The following is a 12976-nucleotide window of genomic DNA, read 5'->3' as shown; positions in this document are numbered from 1 at the left end:
CCGCCGGACAGCTCAGAACGCGTGTCCGCCGACGGGGCGGCGCGCGGCAGACGAACCCGAAGACGAAAGTTTCCCCCTGTGAGTGAGACCACGCACGACGCCACGGTCGCGGTGACCGCGGCCCCGTCACCCGACGCGGGACTGACGGCGGCCGAGCTGGCCGCGAAGTACGGGCTCGCCGTGAGCGGCGCCCGGCCCTCGCTCGTGGAGTACATCCGGCAGCTGTGGGGGCGCCGCCACTTCATCCTCGCCTTCTCCCAGGCAAAGCTGACCGCCCAGTACAGCCAGGCCAAGCTCGGCCAGCTCTGGCAGGTGGCCACCCCGCTGCTGAACGCCGCCGTGTACTTCTTCATCTTCGGGCTGATCCTGCACGCCAGCCGCGGCATGTCCCGGGACGTGTACATCCCGTTCCTGGTCACCGGCGTGTTCGTGTTCACGTTCACCCAGAGCTCGGTGATGTCGGGCGTCCGCGCCATCTCGGGCAACCTCGGCCTGGTGCGCGCGCTGCACTTCCCGCGCGCCTCGCTGCCGATCTCGTTCTCGCTGCAGCAGCTCCAGCAGCTGCTCTTCTCGATGATCGTGATGTTCATCGTGGCCATCGGCTTCGGCAGCTACCCGGGCGCGTCCTGGCTGCTGATCGTGCCGGCGCTGGTGCTGCAGTTCCTGTTCAACACGGGCCTCGCGCTGATCGTGGCCCGCATGGGCGCCAGGACGCCCGACCTCGCGCAGCTGATGCCGTTCATCCTGCGGACCTGGATGTACACCTCCGGTGTCATGTTCTCGATCAACCACATGCTGCAGGGGCACTCCGAGTGGATCGTCCGGCTGCTCCAGGCGAACCCGGCGGCGGTCTACATGGACCTGATGCGGTTCGCCCTGATCGACGGTTACGGTTCCTCGAACCTGCCGCCGCACGTGTGGGCGATCGCCCTGTGCTGGGCGGTGGCCGTCTTCGCCGGCGGCTTCGTGTACTTCTGGAAGGCGGAGGAGCGGTACGGCCGTGGCTGAGCAGAACATCCAGGACCCGCGTCCGACGGTCATCGCGGACGAGCTCCACATCGTCTACCGGGTCAACGGCGCGCGGACCGGCAAGGGCAGCGCGGCGGCGGCCCTGAGCCGGATACTCAAGCGGGGCTCCGACGACGCGGCGCGGGGAGTGCGCAAGGTGCACGCCGTGCGCGGCGTGTCCTTCGTCGCCTACCGCGGCGAGGCCATCGGGCTGATCGGCTCCAACGGCTCCGGCAAGTCCACCCTGCTGCGCGCCATCGCCGGCCTGCTGCCCGCGGAGAAGGGCAAGGTCTACACCGACGGCCAGCCCTCCCTGCTCGGGGTGAACGCGGCCCTGATGAACGACCTCACCGGTGAGCGGAACGTCGTTCTGGGCGGTCTGGCCATGGGCATGACCCGGGAGCAGATCAAGGAGCGCTACCAGGACATCGTCGACTTCTCCGGCATCAACGAGAAGGGTGACTTCATCACCCTGCCGATGCGGACGTACTCGTCGGGCATGGCGGCCCGGCTGCGTTTCTCCATCGCCGCCGCCAAGGACCACGACGTCCTCATGATCGACGAGGCGCTGGCCACCGGTGACCGCAAGTTCCAGAAGCGTTCTGAGGAACGCATCCGGGAACTGCGCAAAGAGGCCGGAACGGTCTTTCTGGTCAGTCACAACAACAAGTCGATCCGTGACACCTGTAACCGCGTGCTGTGGCTGGAGCGCGGTGAACTGCGGATGGACGGACCCACCGACGAGGTCCTGAAGGAGTACGAGAAGTTCACGGCCAGGTGAGCGGTTCAGGCCAGGGCCCCGCCGGCATGCTCCGGCGGGGCCCTTCGTCTGCAAAGGAAACGTCAACTCGCGCCGCTGCAAGGAATCTTGGAGCCAATCGGTGTGTTGTTGTGATGTGCAGGACACCCCGACGGTCCGCGCTGCGTTGTACAACGTAAGCTGTACCGGTGCCGGAAACCGGCAAGTAGGGCGATAACGCGCGCCGCCCTCCGTGGGGGTGTCCTCGCGCATTGCGGGGCGGCGTGTCCGAAATAGTGTGTATTGGGTCGGCAGTGTAGAACGGGAGATGTGACGGCAATGGCTACGGAAACTCCCCAGCTCAGCGCAGCACGTGCCGTCCCCGCCCCGGGCAGCGCCCGATGACGGGCACCGTCACGGCGCCCGACCCGGAACGCGCCACGCTGGACAAGGCCGCGCGCGAGAACTTCCCCGTGGCCCCCTTCTTCCTGCCCAGGGCCTGGCGCGACGACCTCATGGCCGTCTACGGCTTCGCCCGCCTCGTGGACGACATCGGCGACGGCGACCTCGCCCCCGGCGGCGCCGACGCCCGCCTGCTCGGCGTGTCGCCCGCCGAGGCCGCGGACCGGATGGTCCTGCTCGACGCCTTCGAGGCCGATCTGCGGCGCGTCTTCGACGGCACGCCGGGCCACCCGCTGCTGCGCCGCCTGCAGCCCACCGTCCGCCGCCGCGCCCTCACCCCCGAACCCTTCCTCGGGCTGATCGCCGCCAACCGCCAGGACCAGCTCGTCACCCGGTACGAGACCTACGACGACCTCCTCGCCTACTGCGAACTGTCCGCCAACCCCGTCGGGCGCCTCGTGCTCGCGGTCACCGGCACCTCGACCCCCGAACGGATCCGGCTGTCCGACGCGATCTGCACCGCCCTGCAGATCGTGGAGCACCTCCAGGACGTCGGCGAGGACCTCGGCCGCGACCGGATCTACCTCCCCGCCGAGGACATGAAACGTTTCCACGTCCGGGAAACGGACCTCGCCGCGAAAACCACAGGCGCATCGGTGCGCGCCCTGGTTGCATACGAAGCACAACGCGCCCGCGGTCTGCTGAATGAAGGCGCCCCCCTGGTGGGTAGCGTCCACGGCAGGCTCAAGCTGCTGCTCGCGGGGTTCGTGGCGGGGGGAAGGGCGGCGATCAGGGCGATCGCCGCCGCCGAATACGACGTACTTCCCGGCCCGCCCAGACCCGGCAAGGTCCAGTTGCTGCGCGAGGCGGGCGTGATCCTGCGAGGAGAGGGGTGATCCGGGCCGTGGATTCTGCTCCGCACACGTCCGCACCGGTACTCGCCGCCTACAGCTACTGCGAGGCCGTGACCGGGCAGCAGGCCCGTAACTTCGCGTACGGCATCCGGCTGCTGCCGACGGCCAAGCGCCGCGCCATGTCGGCGCTGTACGCGTTCTCCCGGCGCGTCGACGACATCGGCGACGGCGACCTCGCCGACGAGGTCAAGCTGGCGCGCCTGGAGGACACCCGGGCGCTGCTCACCCGGATCCGCGAGGACGAGGTCGAGGAGGACGACACCGACCCGGTCGCCGTCGCCCTCGGCCACGCCGCACGCGCCTTCCCGATCCCCCTCGGCGGCCTCGACGAGCTGATCGACGGCGTCCAGATGGACGTACGCGGGGAGACGTACGAGACCTGGGACGACCTCAAGGTCTACTGCCGCTGCGTCGCCGGTGCCATCGGCCGCCTCTCGCTCGGCGTGTTCGGCACCGAACCCGGCACACGCGGTGCCGAGCGCGCCGCCGAGTACGCCGACACGCTCGGCCTCGCACTCCAGCTCACCAACATCCTCCGCGACGTCCGCGAGGACGCGACCGGCGGCCGTACCTACCTGCCCGCGGACGACCTGGCCAAGTTCGGCTGCTCGGCCGGCTTCCACGCGCCGACCCCGCCGGAGGGCTCCGACTTCGCCGGTCTCGTCCACTTCGAAGTGCGGCGCGCCCGGGCCCTGTTCGCCGAGGGCTACCGGCTGCTGCCCATGCTCGACCGGCGCAGCGGCGCCTGCGTGGCCGCCATGGCCGGCATCTACCGCAGGCTGCTGGACCGCATCGAACGCGACCCGGAGGCCGTGCTGCGCGGCCGGGTCTCGCTCCCCGGGCATGAGAAGGCCTACGTCGCCGTGCGCGGCCTGTCCGGGCTCGACACCCGGCACGTCAGCCGCCACGTCTCCCGGCGCTCCGTCAGGAGGCGCGCCTGATGGACCACGCCGGAGCGGACGGCACGCCGGAGGCAACCCTGCGCTGCGGCGTGGCGTCCCTGACTGCGACGGCCGGGCGTGCACCGTTCAACCAGCACGCTCGGCACGCACGGAAGGACGCACGATGAGCGACGGCTCACCCCCGGCACGGGCGCAGGCCGGCGGACCGCGGACGGCGGGCCGCAGCGCGGTCGTGGTCGGCGGCGGCCTCGCCGGGATCACCGCGGCGCTCGCCCTCGCCGACGCCGGCGTCCGGGTCACCCTGCTCGAAGGCAGGCCCAGGCTGGGCGGCCTCGCCTTCTCCTTCCGGCGCGGCGAACTGACCGTCGACAACGGCCAGCACGTCTACCTGCGCTGCTGCACCGCGTACCGCTGGTTCCTCGACCGGATCGAGGGCGCGGCGCTGGCACCGCTGCAGGACCGCCTGGACGTGCCCGTCGTCGACGTCGCGAGGCCCGCCGGCCGGCGGCTCGGCAGGCTGCGGCGCGACCCGCTGCCCGTCCCCCTCCACCTGGGGCGCAGCCTGGCCACCTACCCGCACCTCTCGCTCGCCGAACGCGCGTCCGTCGGGCGTGCCGCACTCGCGCTGAAGAAGCTCGACCTCACCGATCCGGCCCTGGACACCCAGGACTTCGGCAGCTGGCTGGCCGCGCACGGCCAGTCGCCGCGTGCCGTCGAAGCCCTGTGGGACCTGGTCGGGGTCGCCACCCTCAACGCGGTCGCGGGCGACGCCTCCCTGGGGCTCGCCGCGATGGTGTTCAAGACCGGTCTGCTGTCCGACCCGGGCGCGGCCGACATCGGCTGGGCCCACGTCCCGCTGGGCGAACTGCACGACCGGCTGGCCCGCAAGGCGCTCGACTCCGCGGGCGTGCGTACCGAGGTCCGTACACGCGTCACCTCCGTCTCCTACAACGAGAACGGGGCCTGGAGCGTTCAGGTTCCCGGCGAGACGCTCTCCGCGGACGCCGTCGTCCTCGCCGTACCCCAGCGCGAGACCCACGAACTGCTGCCGCCCGGCGCCCTCGACGCACCCGGTCGGCTGCTGGAGATCGACACCGCGCCGATCCTGAACATCCACGTCGTCTACGACCGCCGCGTGCTCGCGCGGCCCTTCTTCTCGGCCCTGGGCACGCCGGTGCAGTGGGTGTTCGACCGCACCCACGCCTCCGGGCTGCGCGCGGGACAGTACCTGGCGCTGTCGCAGTCGGCCGCGCGGGACGAGATCGACACACCGGTCGCCGACCTGCGCGAGCGCTACCTGCCCGAGCTGGAACGGCTGATCCCCGCGACGCGCGCGGCCGAGGTGCAGGACTTCTTCGTGACCCGGGAGCGCACGGCCACGTTCGCCCCCACCCCCGGCGTCGGACGGCTGCGGCCCGGCGCCCGCACCAAGGCCCGCGGCCTGTACCTGGCCGGAGCGTGGACCGCCACGGGGTGGCCCGCGACCATGGAGGGTGCGGTCCGCAGCGGAGTGAGCGCGGCCGACGCCGCCCTCAGCGCCCTCGGCCGGCCCCGCCCCCGCCACCTCTTCGAGTTCGAGGAGGCGGCCTGATGCCCGACCGGCAGGCGGCAGGCCCCCGCACCCCCGGTACCGCAACAAGAGGAGAGACTGTGCCCACTGTGCCCCCGGCCGCGACGCCCGCTCGGAGGCCCGCGGTGGACGTGTCCGCGCTCCTGGAGCGCGGCCGGACCCTGGCCACACCGGTGCTGCGCACGGCCGTCGACCGCCTCGCGCCGCCCATGGACACCGTCGCCGCCTACCACTTCGGCTGGATCGACGCGGCCGGCAACCCCGCCGACGGCGACGGCGGCAAGGCCGTCCGCCCCGCGCTCGCCGTGCTCTCCGCCGAGGTCACCGGTGCCGCACCCGAGGCGGGCGTCCCGGGCGCCGTCGCCGTCGAACTCGTGCACAACTTCTCGCTGCTGCACGACGACCTGATGGACGGCGACGAGCAGCGCCGGCACCGCGACACCGTGTGGAAGGTGCACGGCCCCGCCCAGGCCATCCTCGTCGGCGACGCCCTGTTCGCCCTCGCCAACGAGGTCCTGCTGGAGCTCGGCACGGTCGAGGCCGGCCGGGCCACCCGCCGGCTGACGACCGCCACCCGCGCCCTGATCGACGGTCAGGCCCAGGACATCTCCTACGAGCACCGCGACCGCGTCAGCGTCGAGGAGTGCCTGGAGATGGAAGGCAACAAGACCGGCGCCCTGCTCGCCTGCGCCTGTTCCATCGGCGCGGTCCTCGGCGGCGCCGACGACGCCACCGCCGACGCGCTGGAACGATACGGCTACCACCTCGGCCTCGCCTTCCAGGCCGTGGACGACCTGCTCGGCATCTGGGGCGACCCGGAGGCCACCGGCAAGCAGACCTGGAGCGACCTGCGCCAACGCAAGAAGTCCCTGCCGGTCGTCGCCGCCCTCGCCGCCGGCGGCCCCGCCTCCGAACAGCTCGGGGAGATCCTCGCCGCCGACGCCAAGAGCAGCGACTTCGAGAACTTCTCCGAGGAGGAGTTCGCGGCCCGCGCCGCCCTCATCGAGGAGGCCGGCGGCCGGGACTGGACGGCCGAGGAGGCGCGCCGTCAGCACACCATCGCCATCGAGGCCCTCGACGCCGTGAACATGCCCGACCGGGTGCGGGACTCCTTCACGGCGCTCGCCGACTTCGTCGTCGTACGAAAGAGATGATCACTATCGGCCGAACACGCCTCGCGTAGTCGCCGGCCGGTGCCGCAGGCGTTGCGGACACCGGCCGACGGCGGACCCACAGCAGCACGACTCGCACGACTGCACGAAGGGGAAGCCATGACAGCGACGACCGACGGAAGCACCGGGGCGACCCTGCCGCCCCGCGCTGCCGCGGCCAGCGACACCACCCTCACCACCCCCGAGACGGCCGGGGTACCAGAAGCCGCCGCTCGCGCCGCACGACGCGCCACCGACTTCCTGCTCGCCGCGCAGGACAACCAGGGCTGGTGGAAGGGCGACCTGGAGACCAACGTCACCATGGACGCCGAAGATCTGCTGCTCCGCCAGTTCCTGGGCATCCTGGACGAACACACCGCGCAGGCCGCCGCCAAGTTCATCCGCGGCGAGCAGCGCGAGGACGGCACCTGGGCCACCTTCTACGGCGGACCCGGCGACCTGTCCGCCACCGTCGAGGCGTACGTCGCCCTGCGCCTGGCCGGCGACGTACCCGACGCCCCGCACATGGCGCGGGCCTCCGCCTGGATCCGCGAGCGCGGCGGCATCGCCGCAGCCCGGGTCTTCACCCGGATCTGGCTCGCCCTGTTCGGCTGGTGGAAGTGGGAGGACCTGCCCGAACTCCCCCCGGAACTGCTCTACTTCCCCACCTGGTTCCCGCTCAACATCTACAACTTCGGTTGCTGGGCGCGGCAGACGATCGTGCCGCTCACGATCGTCTCCGCCAAACGCCCGGTACGCCCGGCGCCCTTCCCGCTGGACGAGCTGCACACCGACCCCGCCCAGCCGAACCCGCCGCAGCCGCTCGCCCCCGTGGCCAGCTGGGACGGCCTCTTCCAGCGCCTCGACAAGGTTGTCCGCGGCTACCGCAAGGTCGCCGTGCGCCGGCTGCGCCGGGCCGCGATGAACACGGCGGCCCGCTGGATCATCGAACGCCAGGAGAACGACGGCTGCTGGGGCGGCATCCAGCCCCCGGCGGTGTACTCGGTCATCGCCCTGCACCTGCTCGGTTACGACCTTGAGCACCCGGTGCTGCGCGAGGGCCTCGCCTCGCTGGACCGGTTCGCCGTCTGGCGCGAGGACGGCGCCCGGATGATCGAGGCGTGCCAGTCCCCGGTGTGGGACACCTGCCTGGCCGCCATCGCCCTGGTGGACGCCGGACTGCCGGTGGACCATCCGCAGCTGGTCAAGGCGGCCGACTGGATGCTCGGCGAGGAGATCGTCCGGCCCGGCGACTGGGCCGTACGACGGCCCCATCTCCCGCCCGGCGGCTGGGCCTTCGAGTTCCACAACGACAACTACCCCGACATCGACGACACCGCCGAGGTCGCCCTCGCACTGCGCCGGATCCGGCACCACGACCCCGAGCGCGTGGACCGGTCGATCGGGCGGGCCGTCCGCTGGAACCTCGGCATGCAGTCGAAGAACGGCGCCTGGGGCGCCTTCGACGTCGACAACACCAGCCCCTTCCCGAACCGGCTGCCGTTCTGCGACTTCGGTGAGGTCATCGACCCGCCGTCCGCCGACGTCACCGCCCACGTCGTGGAGATGCTCGCCGCCGAGGGCCTGGCCCACGACCCCCGCACCCGGCGCGGCATCGACTGGCTGCTCGCCGAACAGGAGGCCGACGGCTCGTGGTTCGGCCGCTGGGGCGTCAACTACCTCTACGGCACCGGATCGGTCGTCCCCGCACTCACCGCCGCCGGACTGCCCGGCTCGCACCCGGCGATCCGGCGGGCCGTGGCGTGGCTGGAGCGCGTCCAGAACGACGACGGCGGCTGGGGCGAGGACCTGCGCTCCTACAAGTACGCCAAGGAGTGGAGCGGCCGGGGCGCCTCCACCGCCTCCCAGACCGCGTGGGCGCTGATGGCGCTGCTCGCGGCGGGGGAGAAGGGCTCCAGGGCCGTCGAGCGGGGCGTCCAGTGGCTGGCCGAGACCCAGCGGGAGGACGGCAGCTGGGACGAGCCGTACTTCACCGGCACCGGCTTCCCCTGGGACTTCTCCATCAACTACCACCTGTACCGGCAGGTGTTCCCGCTCACCGCCCTCGGCCGGTACCTGCACGGGGACCCCTTCGAGCGCAAGCTGCTCGCCCCGGCCGGCCCGGCGCCGACCCGGCCCGAGGGGGACTGAATTGAGCAACCAGCCCGCCCCGGCCCCGCTGCTGATCGCCTGCGCGCTCGGCATCGAGCACCTCGCCCTGCGCACCGGTGACAGGAGCGGGGCGGACGGGCCGGTGACCTTCGTCCGCACGGGCATGGGGCCCCGCGCGGCGGAACGCTCCGTCACCCGGCTGCTCGCCGGCCCGGCACCGGCCGACACGGCGGTGCTGGCCACCGGCTTCTGCGCCGGGCTGGCCCCGGGGATGCACCCCGGCGACCTGGTCGTCGCCGAGGAGACCCGGGACCCGCGCAGGACCGTTTCCTGCGCGGGTACCGAACTGCTCGTCAAGGAACTCGTGCGCCTGCTGCCCGGACGCACCGTCCACACCGGTCCGCTCACCGGCTCCGACCACGTGGTCCGGGGACCCGAGCGGTCCGACCTGCTCGCCACCGGCGCCATCGCGGTGGACATGGAGTCGGCGGCCACGCTCCTGGCCGCCGTCCGCACGGGCGAACGGCCGGTCGCGGCCGTCCGTGTGGTGGTGGACGCCCCAGAGCACGAACTCGTCCGGATCGGCACGGTGCGCGGTGGGATAACAGCCTTTCGCGTTCTCCGTTCCATCCTTCCCGCATTTTTCGAATGGCACCGTTCTTTGCTGCTCCCCCGGAGGTGAGCCAGATGGCCATGCCGTTGCGTCAGTCCATCAAGGTCGCTACATACCTGGCCGAACAGAAGCTCCGCAAGCGGGACAAGTTCCCGCTGATCGTCGAGCTGGAGCCGCTGTTCGCCTGCAATCTGAAGTGCGAGGGCTGCGGCAAGATCCAGCACCCGGCGGGTGTGCTCAAGCAGCGCATGCCGGTGGCCCAGGCCGTGGGCGCGGTGCTGGAGTCCGGTGCGCCCATGGTGTCCATCGCCGGCGGCGAACCCCTGATGCACCCGCAGATCGACGAGATCGTCCGGCAGTTGGTGGCGAAACGGAAGTACGTCTTCCTGTGCACCAACGCGATGCTGCTGCGCAAGAAGATGGACAAGTTCACGCCCTCTCCCTACTTCGCCTTCGCCGTGCACATCGACGGCCTGCGGGAGCGCCACGACGAGTCCGTGGCCAAGGAGGGCGTGTTCGACGAGGCCGTGGCGGCCATCAAGGAGGCCAAGCGGCGCGGCTTCCGCGTGACCACCAACTCCACCTTCTTCAACACCGACACCCCGCAGACCATCGTCGAGGTGCTCAACTTCCTCAACGACGACCTCAAGGTCGACGAGATGATGATCTCGCCCGCCTACGCCTACGAGAAGGCCCCCGACCAGGAGCACTTCCTCGGTGTCGAGCAGACCCGCGAGCTGTTCAAGAAAGCCTTCGCGGGCGGCAACCGCAAGAAGTGGCGGCTCAACCACTCCCCGCTCTTCCTGGACTTCCTGGAGGGCAAGGTCGACTTCCCGTGCACCGCGTGGGCGATCCCGAACTACTCGCTCTTCGGCTGGCAGCGCCCCTGCTACCTGATGAGCGACGGGTACGTGCCGACGTACCGCGAACTCATCGAGGAGACCGACTGGGACAAGTACGGCCGCGGCAAGGACCCGCGCTGCGCCAACTGCATGGCGCACTGCGGCTACGAGCCGACCGCCGTCCTCGCCACCATGGGCTCCCTGAAGGAGTCGCTGCGGGCGATGCGCGAGACCGTCTCCGGGAACCGGGACTGACGCGATGACCGCCGTCCCCCTGGGCGTCCCCGGGATGCCGGCCCGTCCGGTCGCGCCCCGGCGCGGCTCGCGGCAGATCCACGTCGGGCCGGTCGCGGTCGGTGGCGGGGCACCGGTGTCAGTGCAGTCGATGACGACGACCCGCACCTCCGACATCGGCGCCACCTTGCAGCAGATCGCCGAACTCACGGCGTCCGGCTGCCAGATCGTCCGCGTCGCCTGCCCCACGCAGGACGACGCGGACGCCCTCGCGACCATCGCCCGCAAGTCCCGCATCCCGGTGATCGCGGACATCCACTTCCAGCCGAAGTACGTCTTCGCGGCGATCGAGGCCGGCTGTGCGGCGGTCCGCGTGAACCCGGGCAACATCAAGAAGTTCGACGACCAGGTCAAGGAGATCGCCCGCGCCGCCAGGGACCACGGCACGCCGGTCCGGATCGGGGTCAACGCCGGTTCCCTGGACCGGCGTCTGCTGCAGAAGTACGGCAGGGCGACCCCCGAGGCGCTGGTCGAGTCGGCGCTGTGGGAGGCGTCCCTCTTCGAGGAGCACGGCTTTCGGGACATCAAGATCTCGGTGAAGCACAACGACCCGGTCGTGATGATCGAGGCGTACCGCCAGCTCGCCGAGAGCTGCGACTACCCCCTCCACCTGGGGGTCACGGAGGCCGGCCCGGCGTTCCAGGGCACGATCAAGTCGGCGGTCGCCTTCGGGGCGCTGCTGTCGCGGGGCATCGGGGACACCATCCGCGTCTCCCTGTCGGCCCCGCCCGCCGAGGAGGTCAAGGTCGGCATCCAGATCCTGCAGTCCCTGGGGCTGCGGGAGCGGCGCCTGGAGATCGTCTCCTGCCCGTCCTGCGGCCGGGCCCAGGTGGACGTGTACAAGCTCGCCGAGGAGGTCACCGCGGGCCTGGACGGCGTGGAAGTGCCGCTCCGGGTCGCGGTGATGGGGTGTGTGGTCAACGGCCCGGGGGAGGCGCGGGAGGCAGACCTCGGGGTTGCCTCGGGCAACGGCAAGGGGCAGATCTTCGTGAAGGGCGAGGTCGTCAAGACCGTACCCGAGTCGAAGATCGTGGAGACCCTCATCGAGGAGGCCATGAAGCTCGCCGAGCAGACGAGCCCCGCAGAACAGTTGAGTTGAGGCAAGGCACGGACCGAGAGGGGGCCCGAGCGTGACCATTCTGGAGACCATCCGGGGACCACGCGACCTGAAGGCGCTGTCCGAGGCGGAACTCGGCGAACTGTCCAAGGAGATACGTGAGTTCCTGGTGCACGCGGTGTCCAGGACCGGCGGACACCTCGGGCCCAACCTGGGTGTGGTGGAACTCTCCGTCGCACTCCACCGGGTCTTCGAGTCACCGGTCGACCGCATCCTGTGGGACACCGGCCACCAGAGCTATGTGCACAAGCTGCTGACCGGCCGTCAGGACTTCTCCAAACTGCGCGGCAAGGGCGGACTGTCCGGCTACCCCTCGCGCGAGGAGTCCGAGCACGACGTCATCGAGAACAGTCACGCCTCCACCGCCCTCGGCTGGGCCGACGGGCTCGCCAAGGCCAACCAGGTGCGGGGGGACAAGGGCCATGTGGTCGCGGTCATCGGCGACGGCGCGCTGACCGGCGGCATGGCCTGGGAGGCGCTGAACAACATCGCCGCGGCCAAGGACCGGCCGCTGATCATCGTCGTCAACGACAACGAACGTTCGTACGCCCCCACCATCGGCGGCCTCGCCAACCACCTGTCCACCCTGCGCACCACCGACGGCTACGAACGGGTCCTCGCCTGGGGCAAGGAGGTGCTCCAGCGCGCCCCGGTCGTCGGCGGCACCCTCTACGAGTCCCTGCACGGCGCGAAGAAGGGCTTCAAGGACGCCTTCGCGCCGCAGGGCATGTTCGAGGACCTGGGCCTGAAGTACCTCGGCCCGATCGACGGGCACGACGTCAAGGCCGTCGAGTCCGCGCTGCGCCGCGCGAAGCGCTTCCACGGTCCCGTCCTCGTCCACTGCCTCACCGTCAAGGGACGCGGCTACGAGCCCGCCCTCGCACACGAGGAGGACCACTTCCACGCCGTCGGCGTGATGGACCCGCTGACCTGCGCCCCGCTGACCCCGTCCGCGGGGCCTTCCTGGACCTCGGTGTTCGGCGAGGAGATGGTGCGCATCGGCGAGGAACGGGACGACGTCGTCGCCATCACGGCCGCCATGCTGCGCCCCGTCGGACTCGGCGCGTTCGCCGAGCGCTTCCCGGACCGGATCTGGGACGTGGGCATCGCCGAGCAGCACGCGGCCGTCTCCGCGGCCGGGCTGGCCACCGGCGGGCTGCACCCGGTCGTCGCCGTCTACGCCACCTTCCTCAACCGCGCCTTCGACCAGCTGTTGATGGACGTCGCCCTGCACAGGTGCGGGGTGACCTTCGTGCTGGACCGGGCCGGTGTCACCGGTACCGACGGCGCCTCCCACAACGGCATGTGGGAC

The 12976-nt window shown here is 71.2% G+C and carries 11 protein-coding genes; all 11 read left to right on the top strand.

The window, feature by feature from the left end; genetic code table 11:
• Positions 1–78 precede the first annotated feature (78 nt).
• Entirely contained in the window at positions 79–1008 is a 930-nt protein-coding gene (locus GT045_RS29165; protein WP_161336003.1) for an ABC transporter permease, read from the top strand.
• Positions 1001–1789 carry an ABC transporter ATP-binding protein gene (locus GT045_RS29160; RefSeq protein WP_161297724.1) on the top strand — a complete coding sequence of 263 codons (789 nt, stop codon included), beginning with the start codon at positions 1001–1003 and terminating at the stop codon, positions 1787–1789. The genes GT045_RS29165 and GT045_RS29160 overlap by 8 nt, the downstream gene beginning before the upstream one ends.
• A gap of 359 nt (positions 1790–2148) precedes the next feature.
• Positions 2149–3045 carry a squalene synthase HpnC gene (gene hpnC, locus GT045_RS29155; RefSeq protein ID WP_161297723.1) on the top strand — a complete coding sequence of 299 codons (897 nt, stop codon included), beginning with the start codon at positions 2149–2151 and terminating at the stop codon, positions 3043–3045.
• The gene (gene hpnD / locus GT045_RS29150) at positions 3042–4004 is read left to right on the top strand and encodes a presqualene diphosphate synthase HpnD (RefSeq protein WP_161297722.1); all 963 of its coding nucleotides are present in this window, start codon (positions 3042–3044) and stop codon (positions 4002–4004) included. Before hpnC ends, hpnD begins: the two co-directional genes overlap by 4 nt.
• A gap of 124 nt (positions 4005–4128) precedes the next feature.
• The gene (hpnE, locus tag GT045_RS29145; RefSeq protein WP_161336002.1) at positions 4129–5556 is read left to right on the top strand and encodes a hydroxysqualene dehydroxylase HpnE; all 1428 of its coding nucleotides are present in this window, start codon (positions 4129–4131) and stop codon (positions 5554–5556) included.
• Positions 5556–6689 carry a polyprenyl synthetase family protein gene (locus GT045_RS29140; RefSeq protein ID WP_161297646.1) on the top strand — a complete coding sequence of 378 codons (1134 nt, stop codon included), beginning with the start codon at positions 5556–5558 and terminating at the stop codon, positions 6687–6689. Before hpnE ends, GT045_RS29140 begins: the two co-directional genes overlap by 1 nt.
• 117 nt (positions 6690–6806) lie before the next feature.
• Positions 6807–8837: a squalene--hopene cyclase gene (shc, locus tag GT045_RS29135; RefSeq protein WP_161336001.1), complete on the top strand. Its 2031-nt coding sequence runs from the start codon at positions 6807–6809 to the stop codon at positions 8835–8837.
• A 1-nt stretch (position 8838) separates the two neighbouring features.
• Complete coding sequence (locus tag GT045_RS29130; protein WP_161297644.1) at positions 8839–9480, top strand: 1-hydroxy-2-methyl-2-butenyl 4-diphosphate reductase; 642 nt, start codon at positions 8839–8841, stop codon at positions 9478–9480.
• A 5-nt stretch (positions 9481–9485) separates the two neighbouring features.
• Entirely contained in the window at positions 9486–10508 is a 1023-nt protein-coding gene (hpnH, locus tag GT045_RS29125; protein ID WP_161297643.1) for an adenosyl-hopene transferase HpnH, read from the top strand.
• A 4-nt stretch (positions 10509–10512) separates the two neighbouring features.
• Positions 10513–11646: a flavodoxin-dependent (E)-4-hydroxy-3-methylbut-2-enyl-diphosphate synthase gene (gene ispG, locus GT045_RS29120; protein WP_161336000.1), complete on the top strand. Its 1134-nt coding sequence runs from the start codon at positions 10513–10515 to the stop codon at positions 11644–11646.
• 31 nt (positions 11647–11677) lie between these two features.
• The coding region (gene dxs, locus GT045_RS29115) for a 1-deoxy-D-xylulose-5-phosphate synthase (protein ID WP_161335999.1) at positions 11678–12976 on the top strand (1299 nt) is incomplete at its 3' end.

Source organism: Streptomyces sp. SID486 (assembly GCF_009865385.1).
Lineage (GTDB): Bacteria > Actinomycetota > Actinomycetes > Streptomycetales > Streptomycetaceae > Streptomyces.
This window is presented reverse-complemented; position numbering and strand designations above follow the sequence as displayed.